Source organism: Klebsiella sp. JB_Kp031, from assembly GCF_040064295.1.
Taxonomy (GTDB): Bacteria; Pseudomonadota; Gammaproteobacteria; order Enterobacterales; family Enterobacteriaceae; genus Klebsiella; species Klebsiella quasipneumoniae.
On the sequence record NZ_JBEAJW010000039.1, the window covers coordinates 13499 to 34312 of the forward strand.

The following is a 20814-nucleotide window of genomic DNA, read 5'->3' on the forward strand; positions in this document are numbered from 1 at the left end:
CATCATAGCAATCCCCCGGGCGCATCGCACATAAAAAAAGGGCCGGAAAATCCGGCCCTTAGTGTTTAGTCCTGACGAAAAAGTTAAGCGTAACCGTAGCTCATCAGACGTTGATAGCGGCGGTTAAGCAGCTCTTCTTCGCTGAGAAGATCGAGATCGGCCAGGTCCGCCAGCAGCTGCGCTTTCAGGTTTGCCGCCATCGCTTCCGGGTTGCGGTGGGCGCCGCCCAGCGGTTCCGGAACGATAGAATCGATCAGCTTCAGCTCTTTCAGACGCGGGGCAATAATGCCCATCGCTTCCGCAGCCAGCGGCGCTTTATCCGCGCTCTTCCACAGAATGGAGGCACAGCCTTCCGGCGAAATCACCGAATAGGTGCTGTACTGCAGCATGTTGACCTTGTCGCCCACGCCGATAGCCAGCGCGCCGCCGGAGCCGCCTTCGCCGATCACGGTGCAGATCACCGGCACGCTCAGACGCGACATTTCACGCAGATTGCGAGCGATCGCTTCCGACTGGCCGCGCTCTTCCGCGCCAACGCCCGGGTAGGCGCCCGGGGTGTCGATGAAGGTGATGATCGGCATTTTAAACCGCTCAGCCATCTCCATCAGGCGCAGCGCTTTGCGGTAGCCTTCCGGGGCCGGCATACCAAAGTTGCGACGAATTTTTTCTTTGGTTTCGCGACCTTTCTGATGGCCAATGATCATCACCGGACGACCATCAAGACGCGCGATACCGCCGACAATCGCTTTATCGTCAGCGTAGGCACGGTCACCGGCCAGTTCGTCAAACTCGTCGAACGCCAGGCGGACATAATCCAGGGTGTAAGGACGGCGCGGGTGGCGCGCCAGTTGCGCAACCTGCCATGCACCGAGATCGGAGAAGATTTTGCGCGTCAGCTCTACGCTTTTCTCGCGCAGACGATGCACTTCTTCATCGATGTTAATATCCAGTTTCTCATCCTGACGGCTTACCGCAGTCAGGGAATCGATTTTCGCTTCCAGCTCTGCAATCGGCTGTTCAAAATCTAGGAAATTCAGACTCATAGTATTCCTGTATTAGTCAAACTCCAGTTCCACCTGCTCCGAGCCGATAAGGCCACGCAGATCGTTGAGTAAACGATCGCTCGGAGAGACGCGCCATGTTGCGCCGAAACGCAACCGCGCGCGTGCATCCGCCCTCTGATAGTAGAGGTGCACTGGAATGGTTCCCGAACGGTGGGGTTCCAGAGACTGACGGAGTCGGTTTAAAAGCTGGTCATCAATTTGCCTGTCCGTCAGCGAGATAGCAAGCCCGCGAGCATATTTTTCCCGGGCTTCGTCAATGTCCATGACTTCACGGGCGGTCATTTTAAGCCCCCCGCTAAAGTCATCAAAGCTGACCTGTCCGCTGACGATAAGTATGCGGTCTTTTTCCAGCAACTGCTGATATTTATCCAGCGCGTCGGTGAATAACATCACTTCCAGCCGCCCGGAACGGTCATCCAGGGTACAGATGCCGATACGATTGCCGCGCTTGGTGACCATTACCCGCGCCGCAATCACCAGCCCCGCCGCCGTGGTCACTTTTCCACGATCGGTCGGATGCATGTCTTTGAGCCTCACGCCGCCGACGTAGCGCTCAATCTCTTTCAGATACTGGTTAATCGGGTGCCCGGTCAGGTACAGCCCCAGGGTCTCCCTTTCACCATCCAGCACCACCTGCTCAGGCCACGGCTGGCAGCTGGCGTAGGACTGTTCAATCTGCTCAGGCTCTTCCGCCAGTACGCCGAACATATCAGCCTGGCCGATGGCCTCGGCTTTGGCGTGCTGGTCGGCGGCTTTCAGCGCATCGCCCAGCGAATTCATCAGCGCCGCACGGTGCGGACCGAGACGATCGAACGCCCCGGACATAATCAGCTTTTCCAGCACGCGACGGTTGAGCTTTTTAATATCGGTCCGCGCGCAGAGGTCGAACAGCTCGCGGAAATAACCGCCGTTGTTGCGCGCCTCAATGATCGCTTCGATCGGCCCTTCGCCGACGCCCTTGATGGCGCCGATACCGTAGACGATCTCGCCGTCGTCGTTGACGTGGAAATGGTACAGGCCGGAGTTAATATCCGGCGGCAAAATTTTCAGCCCCATCCGCCAGCACTCGTCCACCAGGCCAACGACCTTCTCGGTGTTGTCCATATCGGCGGTCATTACCGCCGCCATAAACTCAGCCGGATAGTGCGCCTTAAGCCATAGCGTCTGGTAAGAAACCAGCGCGTACGCGGCGGAGTGCGATTTGTTAAACCCGTAACCGGCGAATTTCTCCACCAGGTCAAAGATTTTCATCGCCAGTTCGCCGTCAATGCCGTTTTTCTTCGCCCCATCCTCAAAGATAGAACGCTGCTTGGCCATCTCCTCCGGCTTTTTCTTACCCATCGCGCGACGCAGCATATCCGCGCCGCCGAGGGTATACCCGGACAGCACTTGGGCAATCTGCATGACCTGTTCCTGATACAGGATGATGCCGTAGGTCGGCTCCAGCACCGGTTTCAGGCTTTCATGCTGCCACTGCACGTCCGGATACGAGATCTCTTCTCGGCCGTGCTTACGGTCGATAAAGTTATCTACCATCCCCGACTGCAGCGGGCCCGGGCGGAACAGGGCCACCAGAGCGATCATATCTTCGAAGCAGTCCGGCTGCAGGCGTTTAATCAGATCTTTCATGCCGCGCGATTCAAGCTGGAAGACCGCAGTGGTTTCCGAGCGCTGCAGCATGTCAAAGCTTTTCTTGTCATCCAGCGGGATGGCGGCGATATCCAGCGGCCCTTCGCCGTTCTTCTCACGGCGCTTATTAATCATCTCCAGCGCCCAGTTAATGATAGTGAGCGTACGCAGACCGAGGAAGTCGAATTTCACCAGCCCGGCGTATTCCACGTCGTTCTTGTCAAACTGGGTAACCGGATGCAGCCCCTGCTCATCGCAATACAGCGGGGCGAAGTCGGTGATCTTGGTCGGTGCGATAACCACGCCGCCCGCATGCTTACCGGCGTTTCGCGTCACCCCTTCCAGCTTACGCGCCATGTCGATCAGCGCTTTCACTTCTTCGTCCGCCTCGTAGATCTCCGGCAGTTGCGGCTCGGCCTCGAAGGCTTTCGCCAGCGTCATGCCCGGATCGGGCGGCACCAGCTTGGAGATGCGGTCGACAAAGCCGTACGGGTGACCCAGCACGCGGCCCACGTCGCGGATGACCGCCTTCGCCGCCATGGTACCGAAGGTGATGATCTGCGATACCGCGTCGCGGCCATACATATCCGCCACGTGCTCGATAACCTGGTCGCGTTTCTCCATACAGAAGTCGACGTCGAAGTCGGGCATCGAGACACGTTCCGGGTTGAGGAAACGTTCGAACAGCAGGTCGAACTCCAGCGGGTCAAGATCGGTGATCTTCAGCGCGTAGGCCACCAGCGAGCCGGCGCCGGAACCGCGGCCCGGGCCGACCGGCACGCCGTTATCCTTCGACCACTGGATAAACTCCATCACGATCAGGAAGTAGCCGGGGAAACCCATCTGGTTGATCACCTGCAGCTCGATATCCAGACGCTCGTCGTATTCCGGCCGGCGCTTCGCGCGCACTTCCGGATCCGGGAAGAGGAATTCCAGCCGCTCCTCCAGACCCTCTTTCGATTTCATCACCAGGAAATCTTCCGTGGTCATATCACCGGTCGGGAACTGCGGCAGGAAATATTCGCCAAGCCGCACGGTGACGTTACAGCGCTTGGCAATTTCAACGCTGTTTGCCAGCGCTTCCGGAATATCGGCGAACAGCTCGCACATCTCTTCCTCGCTGCGCATATATTGCTGCGGCGAGTAGTTGCGCGGCCGTTTCGGGTCGTCGAGGGTGAAGCCGTCGTGAATAGCGACGCGGATTTCATGGGCGTCAAAATCGCCAGTATCGAGGAAGCGGACATCGTTGGTCGCCACCACCGGCAGACCACGCGCTTCCGCCAGCGCCACGGCGGCATGAAGATAACTCTCTTCATCCTGACGACCGGTGCGGATCAGCTCCAGAAAATAGCGATCCGGGAAATGCTCTTCATAGAAGGCGACGCACTGCTCAACCAGCGGCATGTTGCCGCGGATCAGGCTGACGCCGACGTCGCCTTTACGGCCGCCGGAGAGCAGAATCAGCCCTTCCTGATGTTCCACCAGCCAGTCGCGATCGATCCACGGCCCCAGGGCGCCGTAGCCGCGCTGATAGGCGCGGGAAATCAGCAGAGTCAGGTTCTGATAGCCGGTGTTATTCGCCGCCAGCACGGTCAGCTCGGTAAATTCGTCGCCGAGCAGGTCGCACTGCACGTGGAAATCGGCGCCGACGATCGGCTTAATCCCCGCGCCGTGTCCCGTCCCGTAGAACTTCACCAGCCCGCAGAGATTGGTGAAATCGGTGATCGCCAGCGCTGGCATGCCAAGCGAGGCCGCCTTCTTGACCAGCGGCCCGGTCTTTGCCAGCCCATCGATCATGGAATAGTCGCTGTGCACCCGCAGGTGTACGAAACGTGGTTCAGCCATCTTTAGATCCCGGTGACTTAGTTGGACGCCAGGCCCAGGGCACGCTTCACCGGGCCAAAACTGCGCCGGTGATGCTCTGTTGCGCCGTGTTCCTGCAGCTTCTGCAGGTGAACAGCGGTGGGATAGCCTTTATGCTGGGCAAATCCGTAGTGGGGAAATGCGAGGTCCAGCGTGGCCATTTCGGCGTCACGAGTGACTTTTGCCAGAATAGACGCTGCGCTGATTTCTGCCACCCGGCTGTCGCCTTTGACTACTGCCAGGGAGGGCATCGGTAGCGATGGGCAGCGATTGCCATCAATCAGAACAAACTCGGGTACAATGCTCAGGCCGGCGACGGCGCGCTGCATCGCCAGCATAGTGGCATGCAGGATATTCAGCTCATCGATTTCGTGCGGCTCGGCGCGCCCCAGGCTCCAGCACAGCGCTTTCTCTTTAATCTCATCGAACAGCGCCAGACGACGCTTCTCGCTGAGTTTTTTGGAATCATTCAGACCCACAATCGGCTTCGCCGGATCGAGGATCACCGCCGCGGTCACCACCGCGCCAACCAGGGGGCCACGCCCGACCTCATCGACGCCGGCAACCAGATGGGTATGCGGATAGACGAACTCCATCATTGTTTTGCTAACTCCAGTACGGCATCCGCCGCCTGCTCATCGGCGTTGCAGCGGATCTGCTGATGCAGCGCGCGGAATGTCTCATGCATCTCATGGCTGGTTTTGCCATCGGCCAGCAGCGGCTGCAGAGCGGCAGCCAGCGCCTGAGGCTCGCACTCATCCTGCAGCAGCTCTTTAACCAGCTCGCGCCCGGCAAGCAGGTTCGGCAACGAGACGTAGTCGGTTTTAACCAACCGCTTCGCCAGCCAGAAGGTGAACGGCTTCATGCGATAGCCAACCACCATCGGGCATTTCGCCAGCATACACTCCAGCGCCGCCGTCCCGGAGGCCAGCAGCGCGGCGTCGCTGGCGATCATCGCATCGCGCGCCTGACCGTCCAGCATATGGACGATCATATCCGGCGCCGTTTCAGCTTTAATTCGCTCAAACTGCTCCCGCCGTTTGGCATTAACCAGCGGCACCACCACCTGCAGATCGGGATAGCTAGCCCGCAGAAGCTGAGCGGTTTTCAGAAAGTCCGCGCTGAGCATTTCGACTTCTGCGCCGCGGCTGCCGGGCAACAGCGCCAGGCAACGCACGTCGTGCGGGATCCCTAACCGATCGCGCGCTGCGCCTTTGTCAGGATCCAGCGGCATCGCATCCGCCATGGTATGGCCGATAAAACGGCAGGGAACGTTAAATTTGTCATAAAACGCTTTTTCGAAAGGCAGAAAGGCCAGCACCAGATCGGTGGATCTGCCGATTTTGAAAACACGTTTTTGTCGCCAGGCCCAGACCGACGGGCTGACGTAGTGAATGGTTTTGATGCCCTGCTTTTTCAGATTCCCTTCGAGGGTAATATTGAAATCAGGGGCGTCGATGCCGACGAAGACGTCGGGACGCAGCTCGCCGAAGCGGCAGGTCAAATCGGCGCGAATATGGAGTAAGCGACGCAGGCGACCGAGCACTTCAACAATACCCATCACCGCCAGCTCTTCCATTTCGTACCAGGCTTCACACCCTTCCGCCTGCATCAGCGGTCCCGCCACGCCGACAAAGCGCGCATTCGGGATGCGTGCTTTGAGGGCGCGGATGAGGCCGGCGCCAAGAATATCGCCGGAGGTTTCTCCGGCGACCAGGGCAATCGTCAGGGGACGCTGTTCAGTCATTAACGAATCAAGCCGCGGGTAGAGCGGGCGAAGAAATCGACAAACGGCTGGACTTCAGGATGCTGAGTCGCCAGTTCGGCGATCTCCGGCTTGGCTTCTTCCAGCGTCTTGCCGCTGCGGTACAGCAGTTTATACGCGTTGCGGATCGCGGTAATCGCTTCCCGGCTGAAGCCGCGGCGTTTCAGGCCTTCGATATTGACGCCGAATGGCGTAGCATGGTTGCCCTGGGCAATCACGAACGGCGGAACGTCCTGCGCCACGCCGGAGCAGCCGCCAACCATAACATGTGAGCCAATGACGCAGAACTGGTGCACCGCGGTCATGCCGCCGATAATGACATAATCATCCAGCGAAACATGGCCTGCGAGCGTCGCGTTATTGGCCAGGATGCAGCGATCGCCAAGCGTACAATCGTGCGCCACGTGGGCGTTGATCATCAGCAGGTTATCGTTGCCCACCTTTGTTAATCCACCGCCCTGTACTGTGCCGCGATGAATGGTGACGCTTTCGCGAATGCGGTTGCGATCGCCAATTTCCACCCGGGTCGGTTCGCCAGCATATTTCAGATCCTGGTTAACTTCGCCGATGGAAGCGAACTGATAGATCTCATTGTCACGGCCGATTTTGGTGTGGCCATTAACGACAACGTGAGACTTCAGTACGGTGCCTTCGCCGATTTCGACGTTGGCGCCAACAATACAAAACGGACCAATGTGGACGTTAGCGCCAATCACGGCGCCTTCTTCTACAATGGCGGTAGGATGAACAAAAGCGGTTTTATCAATCACGTATCAGGCCTCCCGGCTACGCGCACACATCATCGTCGCTTCGCAAACCACTTTACCGTCAACCAGCGCAACGCCTTTGAAACGGGTCAGGCCGCGGCGGGTTTTCTCGAAAGTGACTTCCATAATCATCTGATCGCCTGGTACTACCGGGCGTTTGAAACGTGCTTCATCGATGCCCGCGAAGTAATACAGCTCGCCTGGTTCCAGTTTTCCAACGCTTTTGAATGCCAGAATCCCGGTGGCCTGCGCCATTGCTTCCAGAATCAGGACGCCCGGCAAAATCGGCTTACCAGGGAAATGCCCCTGGAAAAACGGCTCGTTTACAGAAACATTTTTTACTGCGCGCAGAAAACGACCTTCTTCAAAATCCAGCACGCGATCTACCAGCAGGAACGGGTAACGGTGAGGCAGAAGTTCCAGAATCTCTTCAATGTGCAGAGTATGAGTGTCAGTAGTCAAAATACTCTTCCTGTCTAAATGTACTAAAAAGCAATAATAACACGGCCTGCGGCAATCTTTTAGCGAATGCAACAGGCCGGAAATGTCATGTGACCAAATGATGAATTAGTCTTGTTGATTAACCTTGCGCTCAATCGCTTTCAGGCGCTTGCTCATCTCGTCAATATTCATCACCAGCGCAGCGGTTTTACGCCACGCCTTGTTCGGCTGCAGCGGAATACCGGAGGAGTATACGCCAGGTTCGCTGATAGGACGCATCACCATCCCCATCCCCGTGACGGTGACCTTATCGCAGATTTCCATATGGCCGTTAATCACGCTGGCGCCGCCAATCATGCAGTAGCGGCCGATTTTCAGGCTGCCTGCCATGATAACGCCGCCGGCAACCGCGGTATTGTCGCCAATCACCACGTTATGTGCAATCTGGCACTGGTTATCGATGATAACGCCGTTGCCAATCACGGTATCGTCCAGCGCGCCGCGGTCAATTGTGGTGCAGGCGCCGATCTCCACGCGATCGCCAATAATGACGCGACCCAGCTGCGGGATCTTCACCCAGTTGCCGCGATCGTTGGCGTAGCCAAAGCCATCCGCGCCGATCACCGTGCTGGACTGGATCAGACAATTCTCGCCGATCTCAATCTCATGGTAAACGGTCACATTAGCCCACAGACGCGAGCCGGCGCCTATTTTCGTATTTTTCCCAACGAAGCAGCCTGCGCCGATGACCACGTTATCGCCCAGCTCTACCCCGGATTCGATAACGGCGTTGGCGCCGATGGCAACGTTGCTACCCAGCTTCGCCGTCGGATCGATAACCGCGCTCGGCGCGATATCCTGTGCCGGCTGCGGCGTGGTATCCAGAATTTGAGCCATGCGCGCGTAGGTCAGGTAGGGATTACGCACTACCAGCGCGGCGCTATGGGCAAAAGGCAAATCATCCTGCGTCATCACAACGGCAGAAGCCTGGCAAGCGGCCAGGTGCTCACGGTACTTAGGGTTGACCATGAAAGTGATTTGGCCCGTTTTCGCGCTCTGCATGGACGCAACGCCGGTGATGACGATGTCGCCATCACCGTGTAATTCTGCATCCAACTGCTGCGCGAGATCAGCCAGTCGAATTGAAGGCATTACTTATTTAACCTGTTTCAGCACATCAGCGGTGATGTCTTTTACATCGCTGCTGTTGTATGCAACGGCATTCGCGTCAACCACCAGATCGATGCTCTGATCTTTCGCTACGCTCTGTACGGCAGTCTGGATACGGGTCACCAGTTTGCCACGCTCTTCGTTGGAACGACGAGCGCGATCCTGTTCAAACGCCTGCGCTTTCTGGGAGAAGGTCTGGCGCTGAGCCATCACGTCTTTTTCCAGTTTGGTACGATCGGCGCCCGGCTTCATGGACTGCAGACGCTGCATTTTAGACTGCAGGTCGCCTTCCATACGCTGCAGTTCGCTAGCGCGGCCTTTGAACTCGTTTTCCAGCGTGTTGGAAACGCCAGTTTTCTGGGCAACCTGTTGGAACAGGCTGTTCATGTTCACCAGGGCAATTTTATCTGCCGCCTGAGCGGAAGTTACCATTGCCAAACCCAGACCTGCAGCTAATAACCACTTTTTCACAATAAACTCCTTACCATCCCATGAGTACCCAGGGGTACCGTTATTTGCGTGGCGAGGCGATAAACGCGTTATCGCCTACGGTCAGCGCTATACTGCACTTGCATTCCGTTGCCGCCAACAATTACCAGGTTTTACCAATGTTAAACTGGAACTGTTCGGCTTTGTCTCCATCGTACTTTTTGAACGGTTGGGCGTAGGAGAAGACCAACGGCCCCAACGGCGACATCCACTGCACGGCAATACCCGCAGACATACGGATGTTGCTCGGATCGCTGTAATCCGGATATCCAGCGTACGCGTTCGAATCCCAGTGAGTATCCCATACGGTACCCATATCCCAGAAGAAGGAAGTCCGGACCGAGTTCGCATATTTGTCACTAATAAACGGCGTCGGGGTAATCAGCTCCAGGCTGGCCACCGCCATGGCGTTACCGCCCACCGCATCATCGGATTTACACGGTGCGGATTCGGTGCTCTTACAGTCGTTGGTATAGCCGCTGTCGCCATCATGACGGCTGCTCGACGGGAAGTACACCGCCTTCGGACCAATGGTGTTCGACTGGAAGCCACGCACGGTGCTGGAGCCACCTGCATAGAAGTTCTCATAGAACGGCATCTCTTTGCCGCCGATACCATCGCCATAGCCAAAGCGGGTACGACCCAGCACCACCCATTCATGATCGTTGTCGATCGGCACATAGGTGGCGGTATCCAACGTCGCTTTGTAGTATTCGTTGTCCGAACCCGGAATGGTCACTTTACCGTTCAGGTTGACGCGCGAACCTTCGGTTGGGAAGAAGCCGCGGTCAAGCTTGTTATAGGTCCAACCGTAGTTGAAGGTGAAGTCATTCGCACTGAACGAGTTCCGGTCGTTGGTGTTGTCCGGATACTGGCCCATCGAGTTCAGGTAACGCCACATCGCCACCTGCGGCTGCATATTGGACAGGGAGTTATGCACATACCCGACGCCCGCGCGCAGCGTGTTGTATTCGTTGACCGGGAAGCCCAGCGTGACGTCTGTACCATAGCTTTTGTTGGTATAGTCAGACAGATCCGCATCGTTCGCGTCAAAGTCATTATAGAAGATACGACCGCCGAGGCTCACACCGTCTACGGTGAAGTACGGGTTGGTCACCGACAGCTCGGTATAGGTCTGGTAGTCGTTTTTGGTGCCGTTGATCCCGACAGCATAGCCAGTACCTAACCAGTTATCCTGCTGAACGCCCGCCTGGAAGCTGACGCCGCTCTCGGTACCGTAACCGATACCGAAGTTGAAGCTACCGGTGTTACGCTCTTTCACCTTGTAGACTACGTCGACCTGGTCCGGACTGCCTGGTACGCGCTGGGTATCGGTATCGACCGTTTCGAAGAAGCCTAAACGGTTGAGACGGTCTTTACCCTGATCGACGAGGTCGCTGCCCAGCCACGCGCCTTCCATCTGGCGCATTTCGCGGCGCAGAACGGCGTCTTTGGAGGTGTCATTGCCTTCGAAGCGAATTTTACGCACGTAATAGCGGTTGCCCGCGTCGACGTTGACGTGCAGCTTAACGGTTTTATCGCTGTCGTTGATCTCCGGCTGCGACTGTACGCGCGGGTAGGCGTAACCATAACGACCCAACAGTTTCTTGATGTCGTTTTCCATCTTGGTCACTTTCGCGCCGTTATACAGTTCACCCGGCTCGACTTTGGTCAGCGCTTCGATTTCCGCGGAATGGCCGGCGAGGTTGCCCGTCACCTGTACCCCGGAAAACTTGTACTGATCGCCTTCGGTGATGTTGACGGTGATATAGATCCCTTTCTTATCCGGCGTCAGGCTGACCTGGGTAGAATCAATGTTGAAACGGGCATAGCCGCGATCCAGGTAGTAGCTGCGCAGGGTTTCAAGGTCGCCCGCCAGTTTCTGCTTCTGGTATTTACGGTCGCCGACCACGTTCCACCACGGCACTTCATCGCGCAGCTGGAAGTGGGAGATCAGCTCATCAGTCGAAAACGCATGGTTGCCGACGATGTTGATCTGCTGAATTTTAGCGGAGACGCCTTCCTGGAAGACCAGTTTCAGGTCGACACGGTTACGCGGCAGCGGGGTAACGACCGCTTTGACGCTGGCGCTGTATTTACCGACGCTGTAGTAGAAATCCTCGAGGCCCTTCTCGATATCCGCGATGGTCGTGCGGTCAAGCGACTCGCCCACCCGAACGCCAGAGGCCTCAAGGTTCTGCTTGAGCATGTCATCTTTCACCGACTTGTTGCCGGAGAAGGTGATGCTGGCGATCGTCGGACGCTCTTTCACCTGCACCAGCAGGGTATCACCATCGCGCAGGACGCGGACGTCCTCGAAGTTGCCAGTGGCAAACAGCGCGCGAATAGTGTTACTGATATCATCGTCGGTCACCGTATCGCCAGGACGCACTGGCATACTGAGGAGGGCCGCACCAACAGCGACACGCTGCAAGCCTTCGAAATGAATGTCCTTCACCACGAACCCTTCAGCACCGTATACAGTCGCGCTGCTAAACAGCAGCGACGCTATGAGCAACTTTTTCATCGCCATCGTTATTATGCGTTCTTCCTAACAAACTCTCTTATAACCGAGAGAAATCATTGAAAAGTGCAAGCCCCATTAACAGCACCAGCAGTATTGAGCCAATGCGATAACTAAAGTCTTGAACTCGCTCGGATACCGGCCCGCCCTTCAGCTTTTCAATCGCCAAAAACAGCAGATGTCCCCCATCCAGTACGGGTAGTGGGAACAGGTTGATGATTCCGAGGTTCACGCTAATCAGCGCAAGGAACATCAGATAATAAATCAACCCAAACTCCGCTGACATTCCAGCCCCCTGAGCGATAGAGATCGGCCCACTGAGGTTGTTCAGTTTGACATCACCGGTTATCAATTTACCCAGCATCCTGACCGTCAGTGACATCAGCTGCCAGGTTTTATCCGTGGCTTCAGCGATGGCGGCAAACGGTCCGTACTGACGTACTGTCTTGTATTCTTCAGGCAGCGGGATGACCTTTGGCACCACCCCTGCGAACCCTTCTGCCTTACCTTTCACCGTTTTTGCATCCGGCGTCAGGGTTAACGGCAGCGCACTCCCCTGCCGTTCAATCTCCAGCGCCAGCGCTTTGCCCGGATTATCGCGCACCAGATTAACAAACGTCATCCACTGCGTTAACGGTTGACCATCGACTTTAACGATCCGGTCGCCCGCTTGCAAACCTGCTTTCTGCGCTGCCGAGCCCGCCTGGACCTCCGCCAGCACTGTATCAATCTGCGCGCTGCGCGGCTGGATCCCCAGCGACGTGACGGGATCTTGCTTGTCTGGCTCAAACGCCCAGTGCCGCAGATCGACGATTTTATCCTGGCGCTGATTAGTCCCGAAAGGGGCGACGGTAAGTATTGTTTGCGGGTTGCCGATTTTGGCCACCAGCTGCAGACGCACCGCATCCCAATCAGGCGTTTCGATACCATCTATCGCTTTAAGTTCCGTTCCTTTTGCAATTTGTGCTTGCGCGGCAACCGAATTGGGCGTTATTTCACCCACTACCGGACGGACCCCAGGAACGCCGATGATGAAGACCAGCCAGTAGGCAAAGATAGCGAAAAGGAAGTTAGCGATGGGACCGGCGGCAATCACCGCCGCACGCTGGCCGACGGTTTTATTATTGAACGCGTAGTGGCGCATCTCCGGCGCCACCGCTTCAACACGCTCATCCAGCATCTTGACGTAGCCGCCCAGCGGGATCAGGGCAATGACGAACTCCGTACCCTGCTTATCCATCCGCCGCCACAACGCTTTGCCGAAGCCGATAGAAAAACGCTCAACCCGGATACCGCAGCGACGCGCTACCCAAAAATGGCCAAACTCATGCACCGTAATCAGTACGCCAAGCGCAATGATAAAAGCTGCCAGATTCCAGAGCACGCTCAGCATATCACCTTCCGTCAAATCGTCCTGAAGACCAACAGTAGCAGACAGGCGAAGACCGGCACCGCCGCCGTCAGGCTGTCGATACGATCGAGAATACCGCCGTGTCCGGGAATCAAGTGCCCGCTGTCCTTAATGCCGGCCTCGCGCTTAAACATACTTTCCGTCAGATCGCCCAGCACCGAAGCCAGGGCGGCTACTACCGAACAGACCAGCAGCACCGTTGGCGTAACGTCAAGATGGGCCCACACCCCGTAGGCCCAGGAGATCACCGCCGCGGTCAGCAAACCGCCAAAAAAGCCCTGCCAGGTTTTTCCCGGCGAAACCTTCGGCGCCAGCTTGTGCTTGCCAAACATTTTACCAAACATATAGGCGCCGGAATCCGCGCCCCAGACCAGAATCATCACGTACAGGAGCCACAGCGCACCGCTGTAATGGTTATCGGTATAGTGCCAGGCGCGTAGCGCCAGCATGCCCCAGAAAAACGGGACAATGGTCAGGATACCGAAGATGAGGCGCAGCACTTTAGAGTGACGCCAGAATGCCGCCGACGCCGGATAAGAGAGCACCAGCAGCAGCGCGACGATCCACCAGACGAAAGAGGCCCACAGCGAGCCTTCAACCATCGGTTGATGAACGTCATAATGGTATTCCGGCAGCAGAAACAGCATCGCCGCCAGCAGAAGGCCGCACAACACCGCCAGCCAGACCCGCTGCGACGTCGAGGTGAAACCACTCAGTTGCCCCCACTCCCATGCGGCGAGCATACAGACCACCAGGGTCACGATAGCAAACCCCATAGGCGGCAATAAAAACAGCGCCGCAATGACGACGGGGATTAAGACGAAAGCAGATATCAGGCGATACTTCAGCAAAAGTGACCCCCATCAGGCATGACTGCCACCCGGCTCAGTGCCGCCGAAACGACGCTCTCGATTAACAAAGGCATGGAGTGCACCTTCAAAGTCCTGTTCAGCAAAATCGGGCCAAAGAACATCCGTAAAGTAAAGTTCGGCATAGGCAATTTGCCAAATCAGAAAATTACTTATTCGGTGCTCTCCCCCGGTCCTAATAACTAAATCTACGGGAGCCAGTTCATGCATGCAGACCTGCTGACTCAGCATGTCTTCCGTGATCTGCTCAGGCAGCAGCGTCCCGTCCTGTACCTGTTTCGCCAGCAAACGAACGCCCTGGGTAATATCCCAGCGACCGCCGTAATTGGCCGCAATATTCAGCGTTAAGCCGGTATTGTTCGCGGTCAGCGCTTCCGCTTTGCGGATACGCTCCTGCAGGCGCGCATTGAAGCGCGTGGTGTCGCCAATAATCCGCAAACGCACATTGTGTCGGTGCAGGCTTTTGACTTCGCTATCCAGCGCCCAGACGAACAGCTCCATCAGCGCACTGACTTCCTGAGCCGGACGGTTCCAGTTTTCGCTGCTGAACGCGTATAACGTTAACGCCTCAATCCCATTATTCGCCGCGAAAGAGACCGCGCGACGCACGGATTTCGCACCGGCCTTGTGCCCGAAAGCGCGAATTTTACCTTGCCGTTTCGCCCAACGGCCGTTGCCATCCATAATAATGGCGACATGACGGCAGCCATGTGTGGGCGATATTTCGCTGACAGTTTGATTAGCAGACAACATCACGCGTTTTAAGTCCATAATAAGGATTAACTAGCCACCAAACAGAGGCCACCGGGCCGCGCTGGATACGCATTTTTATCCGGTGCCGGGGCTGCAGCCAATCGCAGAGAACAACCAAAAGCTTTACGCAAAAAAGCCGTGTTTTGCCACGGCCACCGTAATCTTTAACAACAAAATGCAACGATCGGGTGGCGCAGACTATATCACTGAAGCTTTGCGCCCACAAATATCACCGCGTTACGCCTGGGTGACCAACCGTTTCAGCTGTTGATGAGCAACCGCGCGGGCCTCAGCGTCGATAACCAGAACGTCATCAATGCTTTGCGGCTCCTGCAGGTTCATCTTATCCAGCACAGTCTGGTTAACCGCCGCAATATCGGTAAAGCGGATATCGCCATGCAGAAACGCGGCAACCGACTCTTCATTGGCCGCATTCAGCGTGGTGGTCGCCGCCTGGCCGACGTCAAACGCCTCCATCGCCAGCTTCAGGCACGGATACCGCGTATAGTCTGGCGCGGAGAAGCTCAGATTGCTCAGTTGGCAGAAGTCCAGCGGCTTAGCGCCGGAGTTCAGCCGCTGCGGCCAGCCCATGGTATGGGCGATCGGCGTGCGCATATCCGGCTCCCCAAGCTGCGCCAGCACACTGCCGTCCTGATAGCGAACCATCGAGTGGATCACCGACTGCGGATGGATAAGAACCTCCATCTGCCGGGCCGAGGCGTTAAACAGCCAACGCGCTTCAATATATTCCAGGCCTTTGTTCATCATCGTAGCGGAGTCAACGGAGATCTTGCGTCCCATCGACCAGTTAGGATGACGGCAGGCCTGATCCGGCGTCATCGCCGCCAGATCAGCTACCGCTGTCTCACGGAAAGGCCCGCCCGAGCCGGTCAGCAGGATGGATGAAACGCCATTCTGCGCCAGGTCAGCGTATCCCAGATGCTGCTGAATTGTCTCCGGCATACTCTGAAAAATCGCGTTATGTTCGCTATCGACCGGCAGCAATCGCGCCCCCGACCGTTGAACCGCCTCCATGAACAAGCGACCGCAGGTCACCAGCGACTCTTTATTCGCTAACAACACCGTTTTCCCGGCGCGGATCGCCGCCAGCGTCGGCACCAGCCCCGCCGCGCCGACGATAGCCGCCATCACCTGATCGACCTCCTCCAGCGCTGCGACCTCTGCCGCCGCCTGCTGGCCGCTCAGCACCTCGGTACGGCAGCCATGTTCCTGCAGACGGGTGCGCAATCGCTCAGCGCTTTGCGCATCGTCCATCACGGCGTAACGGGGGGTAAATTCAAGGCATTGTTCAACCATACGGTCAACGTTTTTCCCCGCGACCAGCGCGGCGACGGAAAAGCGACCGGGATTATGGCGCACCACGTCCAGCGTGCTACAGCCAATGGAGCCGGTCGAACCGAGAACGGTTAATTGCTTCATGAGACGTCCAGAAGAGTGGAAACAGAATAAAAAGCAAAACGCCGCCAGCAAGCCCCTACGCAGCAATTATCAGGGATAAGACGGCGGCATTAGGCCTTCAACTTAGCGCTAAAGGCTACAAGGCCAGCGGTCGCAACGCAATCCCGAGAATTGAGCGTACAGTCTTCTGTACGGCGTTTCGGATTTTACTCAGACCAGACGCTGTCAGGCCCGAGTAAGGGCAGAGCATCAGAACTGCATCAGTTCTGCTTCTTTGTCTGCCAGCGCCGCGTCAACTTTCTTGATGGCGGCGTCAGTCATTTTCTGCACGTCGTCCTGAGAACGGCGATCGTCATCCTCGCTGATCTCTTTCTCTTTCAGCAGCGCTTTGACTTTGTCGTTGGCGTCGCGGCGAACGTTACGTACGGCAACGCGCGCCTGCTCAGCTTCACCACGCACGATCTTGGTCAGATCTTTACGACGCTCTTCGGTCAGCGGCGGCAACGGAACACGAATATCGCTGCCGGCAGAGCTTGGGTTCAGACCGAGGTCGGACGCCATGATCGCTTTTTCAACGGCCGCGGACATAGAACGGTCAAAGACGTTGATTTTCAGGGTACGGGAGTCTTCGACGGTGACGCTGGCCAGCTGGCGCAGCGGGGTCGGCGTACCGTAGTATTCAACAACAATCCCGTCCAGCAGGCTCGGAGAAGCACGACCCGTGCGAATTTTGCTGATTTGGTTTTTGAATGCTTCGACGCATTTTTCCATGCGGATTTCAGCATCTTTTCTGATATCGCTAATCACGTTACGAATCCTTGAAAGCTTGTCTCAGTCAGACCAGACGGGGCACCCGTCGGAAAATGAGCTAAGTATAGTCAGATTTAATGAAAATCACCGGGTAATATCCCCGCGAAAGTAAAGCGGAATATTACCCGGATTTGGCGCAGACGGGAATTATTCCGTGATCAATGTGCCTTCTTTTTCGCCCATCACCACGCGACGCAGGGCGCCAGGTTTGTTCATGTTGAAGACGCGAATCGGCAATTTATGGTCACGCGCCAGGGTGAAGGCCGCGAGATCCATCACTTTCAGCTCTTTTTCCAGCACTTCGCTGTAGGTCAGCTGATCGTACATCGTGGCGGAAGGATCTTTGGCCGGATCAGCGGTGAATACGCCGTCAACCTTGGTGGCTTTCAGCACCACATCGGCTTCAATTTCAATACCGCGCAGGCAGGCTGCGGAATCGGTGGTAAAGAACGGGTTGCCGGTACCCGCGGAAAGGATCACCACGCGGTTGTTGCGCAGCAGGCTGATCGCCTCTGCCCAGCTGTAGTTGTCGCACACGCCGTTCAGCGGAATGGCGGACATCAGACGAGCGTTCACATAGGCGCGGTGGAGCGCATCGCGCATCGCGAGGCCATTCATAACCGTTGCCAGCATGCCCATGTGGTCGCCCACAACGCGGTTCATACCCGCTTTCGCCAGACCAGCACCACGGAACAGGTTACCGCCACCAATTACTACGCCAACCTGAATACCCAGCTCAACCAGCTCTTTGATCTCCTGAGCCATGCGGTCAAGTATGCTTGCATCAATACCGAAGCCTTCTGAGCCCTGCAGCGCTTCGCCACTTAATTTCAGCAGAATACGTTTGTAGACGGGTTTTGCATTGGTAGCCATGTTTCTTTCCTGAGACTGTCAACGAATGAGATGTGAGAATTCCGGCGACATTGTATGTCGCATTTCAGCGCGGTCACTATAAGCAGTTGGCTGAATTTACAAAATGGGCGCAAAAAGAAGCCGCCCTCAGGCGGCTCCTTGTAAAAATTAAGACTGCTTGGACATCGCAGCAACTTCTGCTGCAAAGTCAGTCTCAACTTTCTCGATGCCTTCGCCCACTTCAAAGCGGATGAAGCCAGTCACGTCAGCGTTGTGCTCTTTCAGCAGCTGACCAACAGATTTGCTCGGCTCCATGACGAAAGGCTGACCAGTCAGAGAAACTTCGCCGGTGAATTTCTTCATGCGGCCTTCAACCATTTTCTCTGCGATTTCTTTCGGCTTACCGGACTGCATCGCGATGTCCAGCTGAACCTGGTACTCTTTCTCTACCACTTCAGCAGACACGTCTTCCGGCTTAACGAATTCCGGCTTGCTTGCAGCAACGTGCATTGCCAGCTGCTTAACCAGCTCTTCGTCAGCGCCTTTAGCGGCAACCAGAACGCCGATGCGCGCACCGTGCTGGTAGCTGCCCAGAACGTCGCCTTCCAGAACAGCGATACGACGGATGTTGATGTTCTCACCGATTTTAGCAACCAGGGCAACACGTTCTTCTTCGAACTGCGCTTTCAGAACTTCAACGTCGGAGATTTTACCCGCAACAGCGGCGTCCAGTACTTTGTCAGCAAATGCCTGGAAACCACCATCTTTAGCAACGAAGTCAGTCTGGCAGTTAACTTCCAGAATGTAACCGTAGTTGCCTTCGATTTTGGTTTTGATCACGCCGTCAGCAGCCACGTTGCCTGCTTTCTTCGCCGCTTTGATCGCGCCGGATTTACGCATGTTTTCGATTGCCAGCTCGATGTCGCCATTCGCTTCAGTCAGCGCTTTTTTGCAATCCATCATGCCTGCGCCAGTACGTTCGCGCAGCTCTTTTACCAGGGAAGCGGTAATTTCAGCCATTCTAAAATCCTCGGGAGATGTGGATACTGCCCGGCCAACGGCCAAACAGCGTAAATTGAAAAAAGGGGCCGATAATGGGCCCCTATTCATACACGGTACTAATAAGGGCTTAAACCTTATTATTCAGCTTCTACGAAGCTTTCTTCCGCCTGAGAAGCCAGGTCCTGAGAGCGACCTTCACGAACGGTAGCAGCAACAGCGCCCAGGTACAGGCTTACTGCGCGGATTGCATCGTCGTTACCCGGGATAACGAAGTCTACGCCGTCCGGATCAGAGTTGGTATCAACGATAGCAAATACCGGGATGCCCAGGTTGTTTGCTTCTTTGATAGCGATGTGCTCGTGGTCAGCGTCGATTACGAACAGTGCGTCCGGCAGGCCGCCCATGTCTTTGATACCGCCCAGGCTGTTTTCCAGCTTGTCCAGCTCACGAGTACGCATCAGCGCTTCTTTCTTGGTCAGCTTGTCGAAAGTACCGTCCTGGGACTGAGTTTCCAGGTCTTTCAGACGTTTGATGGACTGACGAACGGTTTTCCAGTTAGTCAGCATACCGCCCAGCCAGCGATGGTTCACGAAGAACTGGTCGCAGCTCAGAGCAGCGTCTTTTACCGCTTCGCTTGCAGCGCGCTTAGTACCAACGAAAAGGATTTTACCTTTACGAGCAGCGATCTTGTTCAGTTCAGCCAGAGCGTCGTTGAACATCGGTACGGTTTTCTCAAGGTTGATGATGTGAACTTTGTTACGCGCACCGAAGATGAACGGCTTCATTTTCGGGTTCCAGTAACGGGTCTGGTGACCGAAGTGAACACCAGCCTTGAGCATGTCGCGCATGGAAACAGTTGCCATGTTTAAAACCTCTATAGATTAAATTGGGGTTATGCCTCCACGTATCCCATATTACCGACCCCAAAGGGCACCCCGGAATATGTGCCGATACGTGTGTGTTGTTACACAAAGTGAGATTTGTCGCTCCCGTCCATCCTGTGTATCTGAGATGGATCGGAAGTCCGGCGCGCTTTATACCACAAAATCCACCCAGACACCAACTCTTGTTGACGTCGCGTGCTGTTAATGATTCTCAGTTTGGCACCAGCCTGCCCGGACTGTTACCATTGACAGGACTTACTCTATTATTGTCGAAAATATCGACACTGCTGGACATACTCCATGGCTATTTCTATTAAGACATCTGAAGATATTGAAAAAATGCGCGTTGCCGGTCGCCTGGCCGCTGAAGTGCTGGAAATGATCGAACCCTGGGTTAAGCCGGGCGTCAGCACTGGCGAACTGGACCGTATCTGTAACGACTATATCGTTAACGAGCAGAAGGCCATTTCCGCCTGTCTCGGCTATCACGGCTATCCGAAATCCGTCTGCATTTCGGTCAACGAAGTGGTCTGTCACGGTATCCCTGACGACGGCAAACTGCTGAAAGATGGCGATATCGTGAATATCGACGTGACCGTCATTAAAGATGATTTCCATGGCGATACCTCCAAAATGTTTATCGTCGGCAAACCGACGATTCTCGGCGAGCGCCTGTGCCGCATCACTCAGGAAAGCCTGTACCTGGCGCTGAAGATGGTGAAGCCGGGCATCAATCTGCGCACCATCGGCGCGGCGATCCAGAAATATGTGGAAGCGGAAGGATTCTCCGTGGTTCGCGAATACTGCGGTCATGGCATCGGCCGCGGCTTCCATGAAGAGCCGCAGGTGCTGCACTACGACTCGCCGGAAACCAACGTCGTGCTCAAACCAGGCATGACCTTTACCATCGAGCCGATGGTCAACGCCGGTAAAAAAGAGATCCGCAGCATGAAAGACGGCTGGACGGTGAAAACTAAAGACCGGAGCTTGTCTGCACAGTATGAGCATACTATTGTGGTGACAGACAACGGCTGCGAAATTCTGACGCTACGTAAGGATGACACCATCCCGGCGATAATCTCGCACGATGAATGATGAAAAG

18 protein-coding genes are annotated in these 20814 nt (G+C 56.0%); 1 reads left to right on the plus strand and 17 read right to left on the minus strand.

The features are described 5' to 3' along the window. Positions 1 to 83 precede the first annotated feature (83 nt). From accA to rpsB, 17 genes are all read right to left on the minus strand, one after another. Entirely contained in the window at positions 84 to 1043 is a 960-nt protein-coding gene (gene accA / locus ABLV64_RS18665) for an acetyl-CoA carboxylase carboxyl transferase subunit alpha (RefSeq protein WP_004204460.1), read from the minus strand. Between the two features lie 12 nt (positions 1044 to 1055). Beyond that, positions 1056 to 4538, minus strand: coding sequence for a DNA polymerase III subunit alpha (dnaE, locus tag ABLV64_RS18670; RefSeq protein WP_017900653.1), 3483 nt, complete (start codon positions 4536 to 4538; stop codon positions 1056 to 1058). A gap of 17 nt (positions 4539 to 4555) precedes the next feature. Continuing rightward, entirely contained in the window at positions 4556 to 5155 is a 600-nt protein-coding gene (gene rnhB, locus ABLV64_RS18675; RefSeq protein ID WP_004204458.1) for a ribonuclease HII, read from the minus strand. Next, positions 5152 to 6303 (minus strand): lipid-A-disaccharide synthase, encoded by a 1152-nt coding sequence (lpxB, locus tag ABLV64_RS18680; protein WP_048323046.1) that lies wholly within the window; start codon positions 6301 to 6303, stop codon positions 5152 to 5154. Before lpxB ends, rnhB begins: the two co-directional genes overlap by 4 nt. Beyond that, complete coding sequence (lpxA, locus tag ABLV64_RS18685) at positions 6303 to 7091, minus strand: acyl-ACP--UDP-N-acetylglucosamine O-acyltransferase (RefSeq protein WP_004204455.1); 789 nt, start codon at positions 7089 to 7091, stop codon at positions 6303 to 6305. The genes lpxB and lpxA overlap by 1 nt, the downstream gene beginning before the upstream one ends. Positions 7092 to 7094: 3 nt before the next feature. Continuing rightward, the gene (fabZ, locus tag ABLV64_RS18690; RefSeq protein WP_004145858.1) at positions 7095 to 7550 is read right to left on the minus strand and encodes a 3-hydroxyacyl-ACP dehydratase FabZ; all 456 of its coding nucleotides are present in this window, start codon (positions 7548 to 7550) and stop codon (positions 7095 to 7097) included. Between the two features lie 105 nt (positions 7551 to 7655). After that, on the minus strand, positions 7656 to 8681 hold the full coding sequence (gene lpxD, locus ABLV64_RS18695; RefSeq protein ID WP_032452898.1) for a UDP-3-O-(3-hydroxymyristoyl)glucosamine N-acyltransferase: 1026 nt from the start codon (positions 8679 to 8681) through the stop codon (positions 7656 to 7658). A 3-nt stretch (positions 8682 to 8684) separates the two neighbouring features. Then, positions 8685 to 9170 (minus strand): molecular chaperone Skp, encoded by a 486-nt coding sequence (skp, locus tag ABLV64_RS18700; protein WP_002889325.1) that lies wholly within the window; start codon positions 9168 to 9170, stop codon positions 8685 to 8687. A gap of 121 nt (positions 9171 to 9291) precedes the next feature. Continuing rightward, a complete protein-coding gene (bamA, locus tag ABLV64_RS18705; protein ID WP_004204452.1) occupies positions 9292 to 11721 on the minus strand; it encodes an outer membrane protein assembly factor BamA in 2430 nt (809 codons plus the stop codon). A gap of 31 nt (positions 11722 to 11752) precedes the next feature. Continuing rightward, on the minus strand, positions 11753 to 13105 hold the full coding sequence (gene rseP / locus ABLV64_RS18710; RefSeq protein WP_004204451.1) for a sigma E protease regulator RseP: 1353 nt from the start codon (positions 13103 to 13105) through the stop codon (positions 11753 to 11755). Between the two features lie 11 nt (positions 13106 to 13116). Next, positions 13117 to 13974 (minus strand): phosphatidate cytidylyltransferase, encoded by an 858-nt coding sequence (gene cdsA / locus ABLV64_RS18715; protein WP_004204449.1) that lies wholly within the window; start codon positions 13972 to 13974, stop codon positions 13117 to 13119. A gap of 12 nt (positions 13975 to 13986) precedes the next feature. Beyond that, positions 13987 to 14745 carry a (2E,6E)-farnesyl-diphosphate-specific ditrans,polycis-undecaprenyl-diphosphate synthase gene (ispU, locus tag ABLV64_RS18720; RefSeq protein ID WP_002889316.1) on the minus strand — a complete coding sequence of 253 codons (759 nt, stop codon included), beginning with the start codon at positions 14743 to 14745 and terminating at the stop codon, positions 13987 to 13989. A gap of 237 nt (positions 14746 to 14982) precedes the next feature. Further along, the gene (gene ispC, locus ABLV64_RS18725; protein WP_065697333.1) at positions 14983 to 16185 is read right to left on the minus strand and encodes a 1-deoxy-D-xylulose-5-phosphate reductoisomerase; all 1203 of its coding nucleotides are present in this window, start codon (positions 16183 to 16185) and stop codon (positions 14983 to 14985) included. Between the two features lie 228 nt (positions 16186 to 16413). After that, complete coding sequence (gene frr, locus ABLV64_RS18730) at positions 16414 to 16971, minus strand: ribosome recycling factor (protein ID WP_002889308.1); 558 nt, start codon at positions 16969 to 16971, stop codon at positions 16414 to 16416. 150 nt (positions 16972 to 17121) lie between these two features. Further along, positions 17122 to 17847 carry a UMP kinase gene (pyrH, locus tag ABLV64_RS18735; protein WP_002889306.1) on the minus strand — a complete coding sequence of 242 codons (726 nt, stop codon included), beginning with the start codon at positions 17845 to 17847 and terminating at the stop codon, positions 17122 to 17124. A 147-nt stretch (positions 17848 to 17994) separates the two neighbouring features. Then, entirely contained in the window at positions 17995 to 18846 is an 852-nt protein-coding gene (gene tsf, locus ABLV64_RS18740; RefSeq protein WP_004151930.1) for a translation elongation factor Ts, read from the minus strand. Between the two features lie 119 nt (positions 18847 to 18965). After that, the gene (gene rpsB / locus ABLV64_RS18745) at positions 18966 to 19691 is read right to left on the minus strand and encodes a 30S ribosomal protein S2 (protein WP_004204447.1); all 726 of its coding nucleotides are present in this window, start codon (positions 19689 to 19691) and stop codon (positions 18966 to 18968) included. Between the two features lie 321 nt (positions 19692 to 20012). On the opposite strand from rpsB, the gene map reads away from it, so the two are divergent. Further along, on the plus strand, positions 20013 to 20807 hold the full coding sequence (map, locus tag ABLV64_RS18750) for a type I methionyl aminopeptidase (protein ID WP_004204446.1): 795 nt from the start codon (positions 20013 to 20015) through the stop codon (positions 20805 to 20807). Positions 20808 to 20814: the final 7 nt, after the last annotated feature.

Bases quoted from the DNA above. Each gene is read 5' to 3' on its own strand.
- accA (WP_004204460.1), bottom strand. From the start codon at position 1,043: ATGAGTCTGAATTTCCTAGATTTTGAACAGCCGATTGCAGAGCTGGAA.
- dnaE (WP_017900653.1), bottom strand. From the start codon at position 4,538: ATGGCTGAACCACGTTTCGTACACCTGCGGGTGCACAGCGACTATTCC.
- rnhB (WP_004204458.1), bottom strand. From the start codon at position 5,155: ATGATGGAGTTCGTCTATCCGCATACCCATCTGGTTGCCGGCGTCGAT.
- lpxB (WP_048323046.1), bottom strand. From the start codon at position 6,303: ATGACTGAACAGCGTCCCCTGACGATTGCCCTGGTCGCCGGAGAAACC.
- lpxD (WP_032452898.1), bottom strand. From the start codon at position 8,681: ATGCCTTCAATTCGACTGGCTGATCTCGCGCAGCAGTTGGATGCAGAA.
- bamA (WP_004204452.1), bottom strand. From the start codon at position 11,721: ATGGCGATGAAAAAGTTGCTCATAGCGTCGCTGCTGTTTAGCAGCGCG.
- rseP (WP_004204451.1), bottom strand. From the start codon at position 13,105: ATGCTGAGCGTGCTCTGGAATCTGGCAGCTTTTATCATTGCGCTTGGC.
- ispU (WP_002889316.1), bottom strand. From the start codon at position 14,745: ATGTTGTCTGCTAATCAAACTGTCAGCGAAATATCGCCCACACATGGC.
- ispC (WP_065697333.1), bottom strand. From the start codon at position 16,185: ATGAAGCAATTAACCGTTCTCGGTTCGACCGGCTCCATTGGCTGTAGC.
- pyrH (WP_002889306.1), bottom strand. From the start codon at position 17,847: ATGGCTACCAATGCAAAACCCGTCTACAAACGTATTCTGCTGAAATTA.
- tsf (WP_004151930.1), bottom strand. From the start codon at position 18,846: ATGGCTGAAATTACCGCTTCCCTGGTAAAAGAGCTGCGCGAACGTACT.
- rpsB (WP_004204447.1), bottom strand. From the start codon at position 19,691: ATGGCAACTGTTTCCATGCGCGACATGCTCAAGGCTGGTGTTCACTTC.
- map (WP_004204446.1), top strand. From the start codon at position 20,013: ATGGCTATTTCTATTAAGACATCTGAAGATATTGAAAAAATGCGCGTT.